Origin of the sequence: Sinorhizobium sp. P24N7, assembly GCF_042436655.1 — a bacterium.
In the GTDB taxonomy this organism is placed as follows: Bacteria; Pseudomonadota; Alphaproteobacteria; order Rhizobiales; family Rhizobiaceae; genus Sinorhizobium; species Sinorhizobium meliloti_A.
Genome location: NZ_JBHMIW010000001.1, coordinates 399,996 through 418,834, shown reverse-complemented (window position 1 = coordinate 418,834; position 18,839 = coordinate 399,996). Strand labels below are relative to the sequence as shown.

17 protein-coding genes, 2 tRNA genes and 1 pseudogene are annotated in these 18,839 nt (G+C 63.4%); 7 read left to right on the top strand and 13 right to left on the bottom strand.

What is annotated here, in order from left to right:
• Window positions 1–49 precede the first annotated feature (49 nt).
• Window positions 50–1,066 carry a class I SAM-dependent methyltransferase gene (locus tag ACFHWW_RS02005; RefSeq protein ID WP_379937136.1) on the top strand — a complete coding sequence of 339 codons (1,017 nt, stop codon included), beginning with the start codon at window positions 50–52 and terminating at the stop codon, window positions 1,064–1,066.
• 137 nt (window positions 1,067–1,203) lie between these two features.
• Here ACFHWW_RS02005 and fabI read toward each other — a convergent pair whose 3' ends face one another.
• Genes fabI through fabA form a run of 3 tightly spaced genes read right to left on the bottom strand, consistent with a single transcriptional unit; the run spans window position 1,204 to window position 3,800 of the window.
• Entirely contained in the window at window positions 1,204–2,010 is an 807-nt protein-coding gene (gene fabI / locus ACFHWW_RS02000; RefSeq protein ID WP_018093867.1) for an enoyl-ACP reductase FabI, read from the bottom strand.
• A 4-nt stretch (window positions 2,011–2,014) separates the two neighbouring features.
• Window positions 2,015–3,235 carry a beta-ketoacyl-ACP synthase I gene (fabB, locus tag ACFHWW_RS01995; RefSeq protein WP_379937135.1) on the bottom strand — a complete coding sequence of 407 codons (1,221 nt, stop codon included), beginning with the start codon at window positions 3,233–3,235 and terminating at the stop codon, window positions 2,015–2,017.
• Between the two features lie 49 nt (window positions 3,236–3,284).
• A complete protein-coding gene (gene fabA / locus ACFHWW_RS01990) occupies window positions 3,285–3,800 on the bottom strand; it encodes a 3-hydroxyacyl-[acyl-carrier-protein] dehydratase FabA (protein WP_003534377.1) in 516 nt (171 codons plus the stop codon).
• A gap of 377 nt (window positions 3,801–4,177) precedes the next feature.
• Here fabA and irrA point away from each other — a divergent pair, with 377 nt between their 5' ends.
• Window positions 4,178–4,600, top strand: a complete 423-nt coding sequence (irrA, locus tag ACFHWW_RS01985; RefSeq protein ID WP_018093869.1) for an iron response transcriptional regulator IrrA — start codon at window positions 4,178–4,180, stop codon at window positions 4,598–4,600.
• 30 nt (window positions 4,601–4,630) lie between these two features.
• Here irrA and ACFHWW_RS01980 read toward each other — a convergent pair whose 3' ends face one another.
• The 4 genes from ACFHWW_RS01980 to ACFHWW_RS01965 all read right to left on the bottom strand — a co-directional run bounded on the left by ACFHWW_RS01980 (window position 4,631) and on the right by ACFHWW_RS01965 (window position 7,010).
• Window positions 4,631–5,266 (bottom strand): trimeric intracellular cation channel family protein, encoded by a 636-nt coding sequence (locus tag ACFHWW_RS01980; protein ID WP_018093870.1) that lies wholly within the window; start codon window positions 5,264–5,266, stop codon window positions 4,631–4,633.
• A 63-nt stretch (window positions 5,267–5,329) separates the two neighbouring features.
• On the bottom strand, window positions 5,330–6,118 hold the full coding sequence (locus tag ACFHWW_RS01975; RefSeq protein ID WP_379937134.1) for a YdcF family protein: 789 nt from the start codon (window positions 6,116–6,118) through the stop codon (window positions 5,330–5,332).
• Between the two features lie 181 nt (window positions 6,119–6,299).
• A tRNA-Ala gene (locus tag ACFHWW_RS01970) sits at window positions 6,300–6,375 on the bottom strand.
• 245 nt (window positions 6,376–6,620) lie between these two features.
• Window positions 6,621–7,010, bottom strand: a complete 390-nt coding sequence (locus tag ACFHWW_RS01965; RefSeq protein WP_003534381.1) for a TIGR02300 family protein — start codon at window positions 7,008–7,010, stop codon at window positions 6,621–6,623.
• 284 nt (window positions 7,011–7,294) lie between these two features.
• Here ACFHWW_RS01965 and aroA point away from each other — a divergent pair, with 284 nt between their 5' ends.
• From aroA to rpsA, 3 genes are all read left to right on the top strand, one after another.
• The gene (aroA, locus tag ACFHWW_RS01960; RefSeq protein WP_379937133.1) at window positions 7,295–8,662 is read left to right on the top strand and encodes a 3-phosphoshikimate 1-carboxyvinyltransferase; all 1,368 of its coding nucleotides are present in this window, start codon (window positions 7,295–7,297) and stop codon (window positions 8,660–8,662) included.
• Window positions 8,662–9,300, top strand: coding sequence for a (d)CMP kinase (gene cmk / locus ACFHWW_RS01955; protein WP_018093873.1), 639 nt, complete (start codon window positions 8,662–8,664; stop codon window positions 9,298–9,300). Before aroA ends, cmk begins: the two co-directional genes overlap by 1 nt.
• Before the next feature lie 162 nt (window positions 9,301–9,462).
• Complete coding sequence (rpsA, locus tag ACFHWW_RS01950) at window positions 9,463–11,169, top strand: 30S ribosomal protein S1 (protein ID WP_003534399.1); 1,707 nt, start codon at window positions 9,463–9,465, stop codon at window positions 11,167–11,169.
• 346 nt (window positions 11,170–11,515) lie between these two features.
• On the opposite strand, the pseudogene ACFHWW_RS01945 reads toward rpsA, so the two are convergent.
• Together ACFHWW_RS01945 and ACFHWW_RS01940 are read right to left on the bottom strand one after the other, a co-directional pair.
• A pseudogene (locus tag ACFHWW_RS01945) lies at window positions 11,516–11,596 on the bottom strand (GIY-YIG nuclease family protein); the annotation flags it as partial.
• 254 nt (window positions 11,597–11,850) lie between these two features.
• Entirely contained in the window at window positions 11,851–13,446 is a 1,596-nt protein-coding gene (locus ACFHWW_RS01940; protein WP_379937132.1) for a hypothetical protein, read from the bottom strand.
• A 238-nt stretch (window positions 13,447–13,684) separates the two neighbouring features.
• Here ACFHWW_RS01940 and ACFHWW_RS01935 point away from each other — a divergent pair, with 238 nt between their 5' ends.
• Entirely contained in the window at window positions 13,685–14,017 is a 333-nt protein-coding gene (locus ACFHWW_RS01935) for a DUF6665 family protein (RefSeq protein ID WP_379937131.1), read from the top strand.
• Between the two features lie 64 nt (window positions 14,018–14,081).
• Here the strand turns inward: ACFHWW_RS01935 and ACFHWW_RS01930 are convergent, their stop codons facing one another.
• A complete protein-coding gene (locus tag ACFHWW_RS01930; protein ID WP_100669853.1) occupies window positions 14,082–14,609 on the bottom strand; it encodes a BA14K family protein in 528 nt (175 codons plus the stop codon).
• 394 nt (window positions 14,610–15,003) lie between these two features.
• Here ACFHWW_RS01930 and ACFHWW_RS01925 point away from each other — a divergent pair.
• Window positions 15,004–15,090 (top strand) — tRNA-Leu (locus ACFHWW_RS01925).
• Window positions 15,091–15,221: 131 nt separating this feature from the next.
• On the opposite strand, the gene cya1 is transcribed toward ACFHWW_RS01925, so the two are convergent.
• The 3 genes from cya1 to ACFHWW_RS01910 all read right to left on the bottom strand — a co-directional run bounded on the left by cya1 (window position 15,222) and on the right by ACFHWW_RS01910 (window position 18,830).
• Window positions 15,222–17,219 (bottom strand): adenylate cyclase Cya1, encoded by a 1,998-nt coding sequence (cya1, locus tag ACFHWW_RS01920; RefSeq protein ID WP_379937130.1) that lies wholly within the window; start codon window positions 17,217–17,219, stop codon window positions 15,222–15,224.
• 150 nt (window positions 17,220–17,369) lie between these two features.
• Complete coding sequence (locus ACFHWW_RS01915; protein WP_379937129.1) at window positions 17,370–18,416, bottom strand: hydroxyacid dehydrogenase; 1,047 nt, start codon at window positions 18,414–18,416, stop codon at window positions 17,370–17,372.
• Window positions 18,417–18,500: 84 nt separating this feature from the next.
• Complete coding sequence (locus ACFHWW_RS01910) at window positions 18,501–18,830, bottom strand: hypothetical protein (protein ID WP_100669851.1); 330 nt, start codon at window positions 18,828–18,830, stop codon at window positions 18,501–18,503.
• Window positions 18,831–18,839 lie beyond the last annotated feature (9 nt).

The following is an 18,839-nucleotide window of genomic DNA, read 5'->3' as shown; positions in this document are numbered from 1 at the left end:
GAGCGGATCGCTTCGCGCCCTTTCTCGTGACGAAAACGGAATCGAACCCATGAGCCGCGACGCGCTGAAAACACTGTTCCATCCTTTCGCAACGGGGATCGTCGATCCGCCGGGAGAGGGCGAGCGGGTGCTCTTCCTCGGCGCCGAGGCGGGCTACCGCTTGCCGGAGGGCTTTGCTGCGGACGTCTCCGCCGTACAGCCGCTGAAGCCCCTCTACCGCGCGCTGACGGCAGCTCGCGCCGATGTGGTGCCGGTGGCGGCCGGCGACGGCTACGACGCCGCGCTCGTTCTGTGCGGCAGGCACAAGGGCGAGAACGAAGACCGCATTGCGCAGGCGTTGAAACGCACCCGCGCGGGCGCGCTGATCGTGGTCGCCGGTGGCAAGGAGGACGGCATACAGTCGCTGCGCAAGCGGATCGACAAGTTCGGCTGGGATGGCGACTCGATGCCCAAATATCACGGTGTGGCCTTCTGGTTCACGCGCCCGGAGGAGGTTGCCGAGGCCATCTCGGCGCTCGCCAAGGTCCCGGTGCGCGTCGACGGCCTGTTCGTGGCATCGCCCGGCATGTTCTCGCATGACCGCGTCGATGCCGGCTCGGAACTGCTCGCGTCGCGGCTGCCGCGCGATTTCACCGGTCACGCGGCGGATTTCGGCGCCGGCTGGGGTTATCTCTCGGTCAAGCTTGCCGAGGCTTCGCCGAGCCTCAAGGGCATCGATCTGTTCGAAGCGGATTTCGAAGCACTGGAGGCGGCACGGGCAAACATGGCGGCAAATGCGCCTTCGACGGCGGCTCGCTTCTTTTGGCACGACCTGACGGCGGAAGAGACGCGCGACAAATACGACCTTATCGTCATGAACCCGCCCTTCCACGAGGGCCATGCTGCCGAGCCTGCGCTCGGCGCGGCAATGATCAAGGCGGCCGCCAAGGCGCTGAAGCATGGTGGCCGGCTGATGCTCGTCGCCAATCGCGGACTTCCCTATGAGCCGGTCCTGACGGAGAATTTCAAGGAAATCGGCGAGACCTGCCGCAATGCGCGCTTCAAGGTGCTCTGGGCGAAACGCTGACCCAGTGAACAGCTCCTCATCCGGCCTGCCGGCCGCCTTCTCCCCGCAAGCGGGGCGAAGGGAGGTGCGGCGTCCGTTCTGACCCCCTTGCCCGTCTCCGAAAGCGGGGAGAGGGTTAGGTAAGGGGCAATCCCTGCTTAATCCGCGTCTGCGACCCGCAAGGCTTCGAGCGTCGGCATCGAAGTGATGTTGTAGCCGGAATCCACGTAGTGAATTTCCCCGGTGACGCCGCGCGAGAGGTCCGAGAGCAGATAAAGTGCGGAACTGCCGACGTCTTCTATGGTGACGGTCCGGCGCAGGGGCGAGTTCTTCTGCTGCCAGGAGAGCATCGCGCGCGCGTCGGAAATGCCGGCGCCTGCAAGCGTCCGGATCGGACCGGCCGAGATCGCATTGACGCGGATGCCGCGCGCTCCGTAGTCGGCGGCCAGGTAGCGGACCGAAGCTTCGAGCGCGGCTTTGGCGACGCCCATGACGTTGTAGTTCGGCATGACCCGCATCGAGCCGCCATAGGTGAGCGTCAGCATGGTGCCGCCCTCGCTCATCAGCTCCGCTGCACGCTTGGCAATCTCGGTAAAGGAGAAGCAGGAGATCACCATGGTGCGGCTGAAATTGTCCCGCGTCGTGTCGGCATAGAGACCCTTGAGCTCGTTCTTGTCCGAGAAGCCGATGGCGTGGACGACGAAATCGAGCTTGCCCCAGCGCTCCCTTATGGCGTCGACGACTGCGTCGACGGAGTCGAGGTCCTCGACGTCGCAGGGGAGCAGGAAGTCGGAATTGACCTCCGCAGCCAGCGGCTTGACGCGCTTGCCGAGAGCTTCGCCCTGATAGGTGAAGGCGAGCTCGGCGCCCTGAGCGGCGAGAGACTTGGCGATACCCCAGGCAATAGAATGGTTGTTGGCGACGCCCATGATGAGGCCGCGCTTTCCGTTCATCAGTCCGTTCATCGTGTTATCCGTTATAGCGCTGGAAGACGAGCGTCGCGTTCGTGCCGCCGAAGCCGAAGGAGTTCGAAAGAACCGTGTCGATTTTGGCATTGTCGATGCGCTTGCGGACGATCGGCACGCCTTCGAATTCGGGGTCGAGCTCGGTGATGTGAGCGCTTTCGCCGATGAAGCCGGCCTGCATCATCAGGAGACCGTAGATCGATTCCTGCACGCCGGCGGCGCCGAGCGAGTGGCCGGTCAGCGATTTCGTGGACTGCACATGCGGCATCTTTTCGCCGAAGACCTCGCGGATGGCGCCGATCTCCTTCTGATCGCCGACCGGCGTCGAGGTGCCGTGGGTATTGATGTAGTCGACCTCGCCCTTCACCGTGGCCAGCGCCTGGCGCATGCAGCGCACCGCGCCCTCGCCGGAAGGCGCGACCATGTCGTAGCCGTCCGAAGTGGCGCCGTAACCGACGACTTCCGCATAGATCTTGGCGCCGCGCGCCTTGGCGCGCTCCAGTTCTTCCAGAACGAGAACGCCGGCACCGCCGGCGATGACGAAGCCGTCGCGGTTCGCGTCATAGGCGCGTGAGGCGACGGATGGCGTGTCGTTGTACTTCGACGACATGGCGCCCATGGCGTCGAAGAGGTTGGACATGGTCCAGTCGAGGTCCTCGTGGCCGCCCGCGAACATGACGTCCTGCTTGCCCCACTGGATCATTTCCGCGGCATTGCCGATGCAATGCGCCGAAGTCGAGCAGGCCGACGAGATCGAGTAGTTGACGCCGTGGATCTGGAACCAGGTCGCAAGCGTCGCCGAAGCCGTAGACGACATCGCCTTCGGCACCACGAAGGGGCCGATCCGCTTCGGGCTGTTGTTCTTGCGGGTGATCTCCGCCGCTTCGACGATCGCGCGGGTAGAAGGGCCGCCCGAGCCCATGATGATGCCGGTGCGCTCATTGGTGATGTCGCCGGCCTCGAGCCCGGAATCGGCGATCGCCTGCTTCATCGCCACATGGTTCCAGGCGCCGCCCTGGGACAGGAAGCGCATGGCGCGGCGGTCGACGAGGTCGCTCGGATCGAGCGTCGGCGCTCCCCAGACCTGGCACTTGAAGCCGTGCTCGGCAAAATCCGGAGAAAACGTGATGCCCGACCGCGCATCGCGGAGCGACGCGGTGACTTCGTCGGCATCGCTGCCGATCGAGGAAACGATGCCGAGGCCCGTTACAACAACCCGTCTCATGTCAGATGACCTTTTCTTCGATTGGAACCGTGCGGGGATCGCCCGCAGTTCAGTCGGCCTTTTCCTGGAAGAGGCCGACCCTGAGATCGGTGGCCTTGTAGATCGTTTCGCCATCGGCCTTCATCCAGCCGTCGGCGATGCCGAGAACCAGACGGCCGCGCATGACGCGCTTGAAGTCGATGCCGTATTCTACCAGCTTGGTCTTCGGCGTCACCATGCCGGTGAACTTCACTTCCCCGGTCGAGATGGCGCGGCCCTTGCCGGCCTCGCCGAGCCAGCCGAGGAAGAAACCGGTCAATTGCCACATTGCGTCGAGACCGAGGCAGCCGGGCATGACCGGATCGCCCATGAAGTGGCAGGGAAAGAACCAGAGATCCGGCGTAATGTCGAATTCGGCGCGGACATAACCCTTGTCGTTTGGCCCGCCCGTTTCCGAAATGTCGGTGATGCGGTTGAACATCAGCATCGGCGGCAGCGGCAACTGCGCATTGCCGGGGCCAAACATTTCGCCTCGGCCGCAGATCAGGATTTCCTCATAGCTGAAGCTGGATTGTCTGGTGGTCATGAATGGTTGCTTCCCGAGTCTATTATGTGTTCTCCGACCTGCTTTAGTGCAAGTTCGGTCTGATTTGAAGCGCAACCTGTCATCCGCGGCTGCGATGCGGGCTGCGGCTCGTGACGTTCCAAATAGGGCGGCATGCGGGTGTAGGAAAGCTCTCTCATCGTCGCCGAACCGCTCGGAATGGTGACATCATTCCGCCGTCGCTTACAGTATGAATGTGGCGGCGGCCAGAGTTAAATGCCCGCCTTCCCCCGCTTTGGGCCGATTTTCAGGCGTTTGCGGCCTTCGCACGTGCGGAATCTATTGAAAGCCGCGGCGCCAGAAGTTATATCGCAAATTGATAATCCACGGATCCCGCAGGTATATCGGAACGGCTGTCGATGACGAAAGCAACGCACATGTCCTCACAGGAGAGGCTGCGCAGTTCGGGTTTGCGCCCGACGCGCCAGCGCGTTGCGCTTGCCGATCTGATCTTCGCCAAGGGCGACCGTCACCTGACGGTGGAGGAACTCCACGAGGAGGCCGTCACGGCCGGCGTTCCCGTTTCGCTCGCGACCGTCTACAACACGCTCCACCAGTTCACCGAAGCCGGCATGATCCGCGTCCTCGCCGTCGAGAGCGCCAGGACCTATTTCGATACGAATGTCTCGGATCATCACCATTTCTTCATCGAGGGCGAAAACGAAGTCCTCGACATTCCGGTGAGCAATATTCAGATCGACAATCTCCCCGAACCGCCGGAAGGCATGGAAATTTCCCATGTCGACGTGGTCATCCGGCTGCGTCACAAGAGCGAGCGCTGAGCGTCGTCGCTCTCGCGCCACGAAGTCTCGTCACATCACGTCCTTCGGGTCGCGTCCGGGACCGGCCTTGCCCGTCGGCAGCGTCCAGCCGTATCGAAGCGCGCCGCCCCGCACGGCGAAGGCCGTGACGACGCCGAGTGCGGATGCTGCGACAAGCGGCAATCCGACCAGGCTGGCCAGGACGAAGGCGCCGGCGCCGATGAGGGCGGCGCTGACGTAGATCTCCGGTCTCAGGAGGACAGAGGGCTCGCCGGCCAGAAGATCACGCAGAACCCCGCCGAAGGTCGCCGTCAGGGCTCCCGTGACCAGGGCGACGATAGGCGAGCCGGTCGCCGCCAGCCCCTTTGCCGCGCCCATCACGCAATAGGCCGAGAGGCCGAGCGCGTCGAGCCATACGAGCATGCGGTAGCGCGATTCGAGCAAATGGGACGTGAGGAAGACGGCCACCGCCACCGCCGCGCAGACGATGATGAAATTAGGGTTCACCACCCAGAACACCGGCGTCGCGCCGAGAACGAGGTCGCGGATGGTGCCGCCGCCGATGCCCGTCGCGGAAGCGAGAAACAGATAGCCGATGATGTCGAGCTGCTTGCGGGAGGCCGACAGCGCGCCGGTCGCCGCAAAGATTGCGACGCCCGCATAATCGAGGAATTCGAGGATCGGCATGGCTGCTCCGCTTGGCTGCAGGTCTCCTCTAATCGTAACCTATTAAAGAAAACATGCGGTAGGCTACCGCGGCAGCAGCGTCTCAGTCCGGCCGAGGAGATAATAGGCAACGAGCCCTGTCCACTCCTTGGCGGCCGTCGTCGCCAATTGGGCATTGAGCGAGGGCTGGGTGGAATCGAAGCCGAGCCGCACCTTGCCGCTCGTGCGATAATCCGTCGGCCAGGGCGTGACTTCCATGCCGTTTGCCCGAAAAAGGCCGATCGAGCGCGGCATGTGGTAGGCGGAGGTCACGAGCGCACAACGCTCAAGCCCGTTCCTGGCCAGCAAATCCCTGGTATAGCGTGCGTTTTCGAAGGTCGTCCGCGATTCTCCCTCACGGATCAGCCGGTCGGAACCGATGCCGAAGGTCCCGAAGAATTTCTGCGAGGCATGCGCGTCGCCCTCGTAGATGCCGCTGAGCGACCCGTCTCCGCCCGAGACAAGGATGCGGGCCTGCGGATAGGCCCGCGCGAGCCTAAAGGTTTCGACGAAGCGCTCGGCCGCCTGGTTCAGCTCCATGCCGCCGCGGCTAGCCATCACCACATTCTCGAAGGCGCCGCCGAGCACGATGATGCAGGCGAGCTCCGTGGGCTCCATCGCGGGGCGGGGAAACCGGTCCTCGAGGATCTGCAGGAAATAGGAGCCGGCGGTGGTGAAGAGAGTGACGAAGAGGATGGCGAGCCCGAAGGCGCTCAAGGTACCGCCGCTGCGGCGGAAACGGCTGAGCATAAGCAGCACGCCGGCGAAGAGGGCGAGGAAGGCGAGGGACAGCGGCTGGGCTACGAGCCAGAAGATTTTCGAGACGAGAAACATGGGCAGATCGTTCTTCGGCCTCGGCCGGTAAAGATTTCATGAATGACGGCGCCGCGTCTGGCGGCGTGCACAATACAGGACGATAGCACGGTGCGCCTCGCCGGTTGCTGCACGGCAAGGTTTTTCTTTGCGAGCAGCGTTCAAGCGGCTGAATTCTTTACGTCGGGGATCGAGAAGATTTTGGTGGAGCTAAGCGGGATCGAACCGCTGACCTCTTGCATGCCATGCAAGCGCTCTCCCAGCTGAGCTATAGCCCCATCAGGGTCCGGCTTTGCCGGTCCGGGAAGATCGCGAGGCGCGTTGCGCCCGGCGAGTGGCGGCTTATTACTTCTGCTAGGTGCAGATGGCAAGCCGAAAAGTGAGGGCCGGGACGAATTATTTTTTGGTTCCGGCCGGATGCTTCGATGCCGATCGCGTTCGACGGATAGGGCGGTTTCGTGCGCCTTTCGAAACGCTTGCGGGCAGGCATGCGGGCGCTGATCCGCCCGCGCCGCCAGTCTGTTCAGACGTCGTCGTCCTCGTCGGAAACGCCGATGATGTCGCTCATGTCGTCGTCATCGTCTTCGTCGTCGGTCTGGAGGAAGGTGTCGTCGTCGTCACCCTCGATCTCCACATCGTCGTCGCCGAGATCCGGCAGATCGTCGCCGCCCGAGGCTTCGTCGTCCGCTTCCTCGAGCGAGACGAGTTCGACTTCCGTGTTCTCGGTATCGACTTCCTTGACGTCTTCCTCTTCTTCCTTCTCGAGCACCTTGGCGACGGAGGTTTCCTCGAAGAAGGACAGCGGATAGGACTTGCCCGTGTAGGGGGAGACGATCGGATCACGGTTCAGATCGTAGAATTTGCGCCCCGTTTCCGGGTCGATGCGCTTTGTTCCAAGTTCCGGTTTTGCCACAGTCAAAGCCTCTTGAATGGCCGGCGAGCCGGCTCTTGCCGGAAAGCCGGCGGTTAGAAACGTATCAAGCTTATGATGATTAGCCGGTCCCCATAATCATCTTGGCGAGTTCTGTCAAAGATAAACTTCCGCGAGCTCCGGCCGTCATTTTCTTCACAGCAGGAGGATGACCCTTTTCGCGCATTGTGTTAGGGAGCCGGCGAGACCGGCGGTCCGCCACCAACGCGCCGGAAAGCACCACCTTCCGCGCCAGCCGTCAGCCGGATTGTCAGAGGAAAACCACGATGTCTCACGGCTCGAACCCGCGGCCCGCCACCGCACGCAAGTCTTCCGACCTCAAGGGTACTTTGCGCATTCCGGGCGACAAGTCGATCTCGCACCGCTCCTTCATGTTCGGCGGCCTTGCCGCGGGCGAGACGCGCATCACCGGTCTTCTCGAAGGCGAAGACGTGATCAATACCGGCAAGGCCATGCAGGCGATGGGCGCCAGGATCGGCAAGGAGGGCGACACCTGGATCATCGACGGTGTCGGGAACGGCGCGCTGCTCGCGCCGGAGGCACCGCTCGACTTCGGCAATGCCGGCACCGGCTGCCGGCTGGCGATGGGCCTTGTCGGCGTCTATGATTTTGATTCCACTTTCATCGGCGATGCCTCGCTGACCAAGCGCCCGATGGGCCGCGTGCTCGATCCGCTCCGCGAAATGGGCGTTCAGGTGAAGTCGGCGGAGGGCGACCGGCTGCCGGTGACCCTGCGCGGGCCGAAGACGCCGAACCCGATTACCTATCGCGTGCCGATGGCGTCTGCCCAGGTGAAATCCGCCGTGCTGCTCGCCGGCCTCAACACGCCCGGAATCACGACCGTCGTCGAGCCGGTGATGACCCGCGACCATACGGAAAAGATGCTGCAGGGCTTCGGTGCCAAGCTGACGGTCGAGACCGATGCCGAGGGTGTGCGCACCATTCGCCTCGAGGGCCGCGGCAAGCTGACGGGCCAGGTGATCGACGTACCGGGCGATCCGTCCTCCACGGCCTTTCCGCTGGTGGCGGCGCTCATCGTTCCGGGCTCGGACATCACCATCCTCAACGTGCTGATGAACCCGACCCGTACCGGCCTCATCCTGACGCTGCAGGAGATGGGCGCCAATATCGAGGTCATGAACAAGCGGCTTGCCGGCGGCGAGGATGTCGCCGATCTGCGCGTTTGCTATTCGGAGCTGAAGGGCGTCACCGTGCCGGAGGAGCGCGCCCCGTCGATGATCGACGAATATCCGGTGCTCGCGGTCGCCGCCGCCTTCGCCGAGGGCGCAACCGTGATGAACGGGCTGGAAGAGCTCCGCGTCAAGGAGTCCGACCGTCTGTCCGCCGTTGCGGACGGCCTGAAGCTCAACGGGGTGGATTGCGACGAGGGCGAGGCCTCGCTGGTCGTGCGCGGCCGGCCCGGCGGCAAGGGCCTGGGCAATAACTCGGGCGGCCAGGTGAAGACCCATCTCGACCACCGCATCGCCATGAGCTTCCTTGTCATGGGACTTGTCTCGGAGCATCCGGTGACGGTCGACGATGCGACGATGATCGCGACGTCCTTCCCCGAATTCATGGGCCTGATGACCGGACTGGGCGCGAAAATCGAAGAGGCAGAGAACAAGGCAGCCTGATGACCTTCGTAATCGCCATCGATGGGCCTGCGGCCGCCGGCAAGGGAACGCTCTCGCGCCGGATCGCCGAGCAATACGGCTTCCACCATCTCGACACGGGGCTCACCTACCGCGCCACCGCCAAGGCGCTCATGGATGCCGGACTGCCGCTCGGCGACGAGGCTGTGGCCGAGACGATGGCGCGCGAGGTGGACCTTTCCGGGCTCGATCGCGCCGTGCTTTCGGAGCATTCGATCGGTGAGGCGGCCTCGAAGATCGCCGTCATGCCGGCCGTGCGCCGGGCACTGGTCGAGGCGCAGCGGGCCTTCGCGCGCAAGGAGCCGGGTACCGTCCTCGACGGGCGCGACATCGGCACGGTGGTCTGCCCTGATGCGGCGGTGAAGCTCTATGTGACCGCTTCCCCCGAAGTGCGGGCGAAACGGCGCCATGACGAGATCATCGCCGGCGGCGGAAAGGCTGACTACGCCGCGGTTTTCGAGGACGTGAAGAAGCGCGACGAGCGCGACATGGGCCGTGCCGACAGTCCTTTGAGACCTGCCGAGGACGCGCACTTGCTTGATACTTCCGAAATGAGTATAGAGGCGGCATTCCAGGCGGCGAAGACGCTGGTCGACGCTGCCCTGAAAGAGAAGATTTGAAGAAGGCCTGATCCGGCCCAGCCGGTCTCCTTCTTGAAAATAGCCTGAAATTCCGTCCACGCGCCGGATTGCTCCATGACAGGAGCGGACTGGGTTCAGGCCTGTCTAACACCAACCCCCGGCGCACATGCGTTTCCGGCAGGAGACGCAGCAGGAGATTATATGTCTGCAACCAACCCCACCCGTGATGATTTCGCAGCGCTTCTGGAAGAGTCCTTCGCCAAGACGGACCTCGCCGAAGGCTATGTCGCCAAGGGCATCGTCACGGCGATCGAAAAAGACGTCGCAATCGTCGACGTCGGCCTCAAGGTCGAAGGCCGCGTACCGCTGAAGGAATTCGGCGCCAAGGCCAAGGACGGCACGCTGAAGGTCGGCGACGAAGTCGAAGTCTATGTCGAGCGCATTGAAAACGCACTCGGCGAAGCAGTCCTTTCGCGCGAGAAGGCCCGCCGCGAAGAGAGCTGGCAGCGCCTGGAAGTCAAGTTCGAAGCCGGCGAACGCGTCGAAGGCATCATATTCAACCAGGTCAAGGGCGGCTTCACCGTCGATCTCGACGGCGCCGTAGCCTTCCTGCCGCGTTCGCAGGTCGACATCCGTCCGATCCGCGACGTGACGCCGCTGATGCACAACCCGCAGCCCTTCGAAATCCTCAAGATGGACAAGCGCCGCGGCAACATCGTCGTTTCGCGCCGCACGGTTCTCGAAGAGTCCCGCGCCGAGCAGCGTTCTGAAATCGTTCAGAACCTCGAGGAAGGCCAGGTTGTCGAGGGTGTCGTCAAGAACATCACCGATTACGGTGCGTTCGTCGACCTCGGCGGCATCGATGGCCTGCTGCACGTCACCGACATGGCGTGGCGCCGCGTCAACCATCCGTCGGAAATCCTGAACATCGGCCAGCAGGTCAAGGTTCAGATCATCCGCATCAACCAGGAAACCCACCGCATCTCGCTCGGCATGAAGCAGCTCGAGTCCGATCCGTGGGATGGCATCGGTGCGAAGTATCCGGTCGGCAAGAAGATCTCCGGTACCGTCACGAACATCACCGACTACGGTGCCTTCGTCGAGCTGGAGCCGGGCATCGAAGGCCTGATTCACATCTCCGAAATGTCCTGGACGAAGAAGAACGTTCACCCCGGCAAGATCCTGTCCACGAGCCAGGAAGTCGACGTGGTCGTTCTCGAAGTGGACCCGACCAAGCGCCGCATCTCGCTCGGCCTCAAGCAGACGCTCGAGAACCCGTGGCAGGCCTTCGCGCATAGCCATCCGGCTGGCACGGAAGTCGAAGGCGAAGTCAAGAACAAGACCGAATTCGGTTTGTTCATCGGCCTCGATGGCGATGTCGACGGCATGGTCCACCTCTCCGACCTCGACTGGAACCGTCCGGGCGAACAGGTTATCGAAGAGTTCAACAAGGGCGACGTCGTTCGTGCTGTCGTTCTCGACGTGGACGTCGACAAGGAGCGCATCTCGCTCGGCATCAAGCAGCTCGGCCGCGATGCGGTCGGTGAAGCTGCCGCTTCCGGCGAACTGCGCAAGAACGCCGTCGTTTCGGCAGAAGTCATCGGCGTCAACGATGGCGGCATCGAAGTGCGTCTCGTCAACCACGAGGACGTCACCGCCTTCATCCGTCGCGCCGATCTCTCGCGCGATCGCGACGAACAGCGTCCGGAGCGTTTCTCGGTCGGCCAGACCGTCGACGCGCGGGTCACCAACTTCTCCAAGAAGGACCGCAAGATCCAGCTGTCGATCAAGGCTCTGGAAATCGCGGAAGAGAAGGAAGCCGTCGCTCAGTTCGGCTCTTCCGACTCGGGTGCTTCGCTCGGCGACATTCTGGGCGCTGCGCTCAAGAACCGCCAGAACAACGAGTAATCGTTGACGGCTTGAAATGATAAGCCCGCGGAGAGCGATCTCCGCGGGCTTTTTCGCGGGCTACAGCGACCTTTGCGCGTCTTATAAGACGCGCGGCGCAGTCGGAAAGACCGTTACACTTTGTGCTCTACGGCCTGTTGAGATTCGGGCCACCCGCCGCCGCTTGTTTGATTTCCTCATTCCTGTGCTCGTCACAGGAATCCAGCCAGACCAAGTCCTTGGGCTGGAAAGGCTCTCCCGCGCCGCAGACGCGGCGCTGCTGGATCTCTGTGACAAGCACAGAGAGAGATGAGGGCGGAGAGGGTGCGGTCCCTCGGCGCGCTTCATAAACCGTGAAGATAGTGGGGCGGCGCGGCAGGTCCCGGGGCACGCCCGTATACGACGTCCCGCTTCGTTTGGACGCGAGAATGTAGACGTAACCTTTCATTGCGTGACAGGTTTGACCATTCTCATATTCGCAACGGAAGTTGTAGTAGCCGCACATCCCGGTCCCTCATTCCTGTGCTTGTCACAGGAATCCAGCCAGACCAAGTCCTTGGGCTGAAAGAACGCTTCCCGCGCCGCAGACGCGGCGCTGCTCTCATCCCTGTGACGAGCACAGGAATGAGGAATCAAACAAGCGGCGGCAGGTGCCCGAATCTCAACAGGCCTTAGGTCGACCCGACCTGAAGACATCTTGATCTAAGCCAGGCCGCCGAGCTTTCGGTAGAGGTCATAGGCGTCGGCTGCCGGTCGCTCTTCGATCTGATCCCCTTCGCCGCCGGCGCCATGTCCCTGCTGCCGGTCGTCGCTTTCCGTTTCTCCCTCGTCGTCCCTTGCGTCTTTCTCCGGCTCGCTCTCGCTTTCCCGCTTGCGCCGGTTCACCTCGTCGGCATCGTTTTCTTCGGCCGGCGGGTAGGGAACCAGGGCGAAGGGAAACATTTCGCGCGGAAGTCCGCTTTCGGGGACACGGGCGAAGCCCTGCGGCGCCATCGCGTCCTCGCCGGTCCGACGTTCTGCCTGAGGAGGAGGCAGGTCGCGAAGCGGTGCGCCCGTTTCGGCGTCGGGTGCGATATCCACCGGCGGTTCGCCGGCGGCTGCTGCGCTTCTGATCGCGCCGGTGGTCTCCCGCGGCCGCGCCGGCGCCTCATTCTTCGGCGCCAGGGGCACGGCCGGTCCTGTGTCTCCCGTATCCCGAGGCTGCCAGCTCTTGATCGTCCCCGGCAACGCAAGACTGTCGCGTATGATCGTTCTCAAGGCCTCCGCCGGCGGTTGCGCCATGCGCGCGGCACTTTGAATCCGCACGCGTGGCCTGTCGTCCTCCCTCGCGGAGCGCGGCGGGCCCTCGGTGTCCTCCGAGGCTTCCCCGCCAGGGAGTTTTTCAGCGCCGGCTTCTGCGGCTGCAGCCTTGTCCTCGGCTGCAACCTTGTTCTCGGCTGTCGCAGGTTTTGCATCTTTCAGCGCTGCGCGCGCACTCCCGTTCAGGTCCGCCGCCTGACTGGGGCGTGGCGCCGATGGTTGCGCAGAATCCGCTTCGCTATCCGGGAGCTGCTTATCGGAGCCTTCCGGCGTGACGGCCGGCGTTTCCGCCATCTCCGCCATCTCGCTCTCAAGCGGGCTTGCCGAAGCATCTCTCGCTGCAACTTCCGCACCTCGCGGCGCTGCAGGAGCGTTCACGGGCGTCTTCGGCGAACGTTGCGGCCCGGCCGGAGCCTCCTCGTGCGCCGCTTCGATTGCCGCGCCTGCGGATGGCGTCTCGATCCGGACGCTTTCCGTATCGGCGCCGTAGGTCTTCCTGAGCATCGCTTGCAGGAGCGCGAGGTCCCCCGGGACCGGTGCCTTGGCGCCCGGAAGCGCCGGCGGGACGTGTGCCGGCAGGGGCAGGCCGCGGAGCGGGGTCCGATCGGGCGGCATCGCGCCCCGGCGGTCGGCCGTTATCGCCGCCGCGACGGCGACGCGCTGCGCAAGGTTGCGCGCTGCCAATTGCTTCTCCAGAAGCTGGCGTTCCGGCATTGGCAATGCTTCGATGAAGCCGGTCAACCGCCGAATGAAGGCGCGTCCGGTCTCCTGCGGCAGGGGTGGAAATTTGAGGATGAGCGCCAGGTCTTCGACCAACTTCACCAGCGCGTCCTTGGATAGGACCTCCCTGCCGGAGAGATGGCGGGTCAGCGCATCGACGATCTTCCGGATCGCCTCGCTACGCTCCGTCGCCGGCAGCGGGCGGCGCAGGCCCTGCGTCCTCTCCTCGGCAGTTCCGACGGCTGTCCTGATGGCAATGAAGGCGGGCAGTTCGGGCATGATCCGCAAGCCTAGAGCACTTCCAGGAAAAGTATCTAACGGTCTTCCGACCGGAAGTGCGTTGGACCAAAGGGTTAGAGCATTTCAGTGTTTCCATGAAACATTGAAATGCTTAGGCCAAACGAGTTTAGGGAGTGTTAACCATGACGATGACGTGGTGCCACGCCGCAGTCTTGCGCGGCCCCTTGCGGGAACCTCATTCACGGCCCATCCTGGCATGAGCTTGATGGAGCCGCCGATGACATTTCGCCCGCCGCAATCGCTGCGCCGTTTCGATCTCACCGGTAACGGGGTGAACGTTCTCGAATACGAACTGATGGCCGAGCGCGCCGACGCTCTGGGGCGCAATGGCCTGAAGGTCGAAAAGGCAATGGCCGCCCTGAATGCCTATGACGGCAACAGGCACCCGCCTTCCGAACGCGAGCGACTGCTCGACGAGGCAGCCGACGCGGTTTGGGCCTTCCTCATCCAGCGCGAGACCTGCGGCCTTCGCGACAGCTGCGATGCCGTGCGCCGCTACGGCATTCCGAAGGAAGTCATGGCGCGCGTCGGGATCGTCAGAAAGCGCTGACCGACGGGAGCGCCGCGCGCCGGATAGAACGCGCGGAACTCGATGAATCCAAGGGTACGCTCCCCTACCGATAGGGCGAATAGCACACCCGATAAACCCCGCCATAGGTCAGGTACCGGTTGGTGGCCGGGTTATAGGACCGATAGCGCGACAGGCACCAGCCGACATGGCTGTTGCCGCCGCTCCGGACATAGCCGCCGCCATAGTAGCGTGGCCTATAGGAGCGATAACCGTAATATCCGGGCCCGGGATAGCTGTAATAGCCGGGGCCATAGTAGCGCGGCCCGTAGTAATAGCGGTTCCCGTAATACGGCCGGTAGCGGTAGCTGGGTCCGAAATAGAAGCTGATCCCGGACCGTCGGTAATAGGGGCTCCAGCCCGGATAGAAGCCGGACCCTCCGTAATAACCGCGGCGAGAGTAGCCGCCGCGCCACCCGTAACGGCCGCGATGCGTGGCATTCTCTATGCCGGCCGGCGCTTTGATCGCAATGTCGAGCGCCGGGCGCGGCATGGCCTGAACGGACGTTACAGGGGGAACCGCGGAGACGGCGGCGAGTGCGCAGCTCACAACGAAATTCCGAAATTTCGTCATTTTCTCCTCACTTTCCGAAAGCCGTTGCTTTCCGGTTTTTGTCCCTGCTCCTTTCAGCGCGGCGCGACTTATCAGACGCGCAAAGATCGCTGTAACTCTTCAAGTTGCTGCATGTTTTGGCGTCGATCGGGTCGACCGACGAAACATGCAGTAGGCGTTTGGCGCCGCATGTTTATTCGTGGGCGTGCGCTCCACGTGTCGGCGCGGGCGCGTTCCGGATTCCGCTCCTTCGCCCTTGCTCTAGAATGCGCCTCTCCGGCCCCCATGTCACTGGAATTCTTACCCTATCATCGAGGAGCCGAACGCGCTTTACCGCGCTTTTTCGCGATGTGAGACGAAAACTTCAAAATGCCTGTTGACACTTCGGTCACGGCCTTTTACATGCCGGTCCGTCGCCCAGATGGCGGAATTGGTAGACGCGCCAGCTTCAGGTGCTGGTACTCGAAAGGGTGTGGAGGTTCGAGTCCTCTTCTGGGCACCATTCCTTTTTCCAGTAACCGCTTTTGCGGTTCGGAAGTCAAAAAAAGCCCGGTTTCCGGGCTTTTTTGCTTTCAGAGTTCCGAGGCGAATTCGGCGGGGCCGTCGTTTGCCGCGGCATCTGCCTTTCCTTCTTCAGGCGGCCGTTCCGGCTTCGGTAGTGTCAACCGTACGGATGACGCCCACGACTTCGTAAATGTCGAGCGCCGTCGAACGACCCTTTGCCTTGGCGGTGCCGAGCGGGCGGAACTTCACCATGTCCTTGCATTGGGCGACCACCGCACCGCTTGCAAGAACGCTCGTGCCGTAATCCTTGTTCATGCCCTCGAGCCGGGAGGCGACGTTCACCGTGTCGCCCATCGCCGTATATTGCAGCCGTTCCCTGGCGCCGACGCTGCCGACGACGGCCGTTCCGGTGTGGATGCCGAAGCGCGTGCGGAACTCCGGCAATCCCTTGGCGCGTTGCGCGGAATTGAAGGCCTGGAGCCTCTCCTCGACCGCGAGTGCGCAGCGACAGGCATGCTCGGCATGCCTGGTATCGGCGACCGGCGCGTTCCACATGGCGAAGACCGAGTCTCCATGGAACTGGATGATGGTTCCGTCGTGGGCGGCGACGACCTCGCTGAACAGATCGAAATACTCCGAGAGCATCGCGACCACTTCTTCCGGCGAACGGCCCTCGCTGATGGTGGTGAAGTCGTAGATGTCGGTGAACATCGCCGTCACTTCCTGCCGCCATGCGGCGCGGCCGCCGAAATGGCCGGATTCGATGCCCTTGCGCACCAGTTCCTTCGGGACGTAGAGCGCGAAGGTGAAGATCGCGTCGCGAGCTCTGTTCATTGCGCCGTTGAGCGTCGAGATTTCCGCCACATGCGATGAAACGTCGATAGGAGTGGCAAAATCCAGGTCCTGCAGGCGGTTGGCGCTGTCGGTGAGCTGGTTGAGCGACTTCGTGATCAGATGCGCAAGCACGAGGGCCAGGAGAACGGCGACCACCACCACGGCGCCGGAGACGGCAAGTCCCTGAACGAGGGTCTCGTTTGCGGCCGCCAGCAGCTCGTCGAGCGGGGCCGCGACGACCACCCGGTGCCCGGACAGAAGCAATGCCGATTCGAGCGGCGCCACCGTGACGAGATAGGTGCGGTTTCCGACTTCGACGAGAGTTGCCTTCCCGGCCGGTGGCGGGTTGCGCCGGATGCTTTCGATCAGTCCATCTTCCTGCGGCGTGGCCACCGGCCGGTCCCGGCCCTTCGATGCCATGATGCGTCGCATCATCACGGTGTCGGAATGGATGATCGGCCGTCCGACCGCATCGAGAATGAAGGAGACGGATTCGTCCGTCAGCCGCTCGCGGGAGAGGAAGTCCGTGATCGTATCGAGCACCACATCGGCACCGATGACGATCTGCGGGTTGCCGCGGTGCGCTTGCGATATGGTCATTCCGAGATTGCCTGTCGTGGCCATCTCATAGGGACCGATCGCCACCGGTGCCTTGCCGTTGACGGCTGCGCGATACCAAGGCCGCGTCCTCGGGTCGAAGCCGTGGGAAGCAGCGCGGCGTTCGGCGAACTGCAGGCCGCTCGCGTCCAGGAACAGGATCCGGTCGAACGGCTTGCCCCGGTCGTCTCTCTCCATCGAGCGCACGGCGATGGCCGCTCCCCGCGGTGCGTCGAGCGCCATGCGCCAGGCGGCCGAGTCCAGATCGACCACATGAAAGAACGCACCGCTCGGATAACCGACATAGACGCCGTCGATGTGCGGCGAGCGGGCGATGCCTTCGCGCAGCACCGCCACCTTGTCGTTCATGCGCTCCGGCGGCGGCACGAGAAAGGCATTGGCGACCGATGCGACGAGACTGACGAGCGCGGAGGTGTCCCCGGAAAGGGCGCCGAGCCGATCGACCAGGCGGCCGACGAAAGCGTCCATATTGCCTTCGGCATCGGCGATCGAAGCGCTGCGTGCGCGGCGATAGTCAAGTCCCACCAGCGTCGCGGACACGACGATGAGCATAGCAACCATCACGAGACCGAGCAGCGACCGCAGAGAGCTGGTCCAGGTCCGGGAAGGCTTGTCCGCGTTGGAATCTTGCATGCTTTCGATGTCCTTGAATCCGGATTCCGATCTTTGCAGCATTGCAACGCATTTTCATAGCACCACCGGCCGCATACGGCCTGCGCTACAGCGCCGCGCGTCCGGTCGGACGCGCAAAGATCGCTGCAGCACTTCGATCTGCTGCGTGTTTTGTCGTTGGTCGGCTACGACAGTTTTGCGGCTCATCACTCTTCAGTTGACGGTGACGGGCTTCGAGCGCATTCGGGCCACCGTCTCCCGCTCCGCCCGCTTGCAGCGCATCGGCGGCAGGCTGCGGTCCATCAGTTCCATATCCTCGAGCACCATCTCGCCCATCCTCTTGAAGGCGATGTCGAGCGCACCGGCCCGGTGCGCCGAGCGCAGGAAGCCGGCTAGCCGGCGGACGGGATGTCCAGGGGGCAGGGGCTCCTCCGGGAAGACGTCGCTTGCCGCGCGGATATGGCCGCTTTCCACGGCTGCGATCAATGCATCGAAATCCACGACGCCGGCGCGGCTCAGGAGAATGAAGGCGGCGCCCGGACGCATGGCCGCGAAGGCCCTGGCGTCGAGGAAGCCCTCATTGTCACTGGTGACCGCTGCGACAACAAACAGGAAGTCGCTCTCGGCGAGGACCGTCTCGAGCGACGCCGGTTCGACGCCGGCGTCGAGAAGAACGGAGGCCGGCAGCCAGGGATCATGGACGCGGATCTTCGCACGAAATCCCGAAAGGACGCGGTTAAGCGCCTTGCCGAGATCGCCGAAGCCGATGATGCCGATCTCCGAACCCGAGAGGAGCCGGGCGGACTTGTTTCCCTCACCGCCCCAGCGTTCGCGGCCCTCGCGGAAATCGACATCCGCATCGACGATGCCGCGGGCGAGGTTCAGCGCCATGGCGAGCCCCATCTCCGCCACCGGTTCGGCGAAGACCTGGCCGGTGGTGAGCACGTGGATGCCGCGCTGGAAAACCACGTCGTAGGGCATGTTGTCGATGAGGTTGCTTTCGACGTTGAGAACGGCCCGCAGCTGCGGCATGCGTTCGAGCGTTTCTGCGGAAAGCGGCGGCTGTCCGACGATATAGCGGACCTCGGAGAGGACGGCGGAGCCGAGCCCGGCGATGTTCTCCGGATCGGCTTCGATCACGCGGTAGCGCCTGTGAAGACGCTCGAGCGCGTCGGGCGTGAAGATCAGATCGAGCGAACGCGGCGCGGGCGCGCTGATGACAAGTGGCCTGTCGCTTTGCGGCCTGTCGGTTTCGGGCATGGTTTCCTCCAGTCAGTGCCGTCCGGGACGCAGTTTCGCCTGTCCCGAGCGCGCAATGCAAGCGTGCCTTTGTCTGGTTCGAACTCAGTAGTTGAGGCCGCGCTTCTGCCGCTCGAGCGACGGCGGCAGCTCGCCGCTCTGGAAGATCGGGCCGCTGCCCTCGCGGCAGCGGTAGACCGTATCGTAACGGGGACGGCCGTGAGACGACTCAAAGGGGCCGTAGCGGTCGATGAAAACCTGCCGGCAAACGATGTTCTTATCGTCGCCCAGCGGGTTCGCCGGCCGCACGCCGGGCAGATCGTGAAAGGCCTGCGCCAGCTCGAATGTCGCCCCGGCGGCGAGGCCGATACCGGGCGAGAGGGTCGACATCAGGGCGACGAGGGGAGCCGCCAGGGCGAAACGGAACCAGGTCATATACGAACT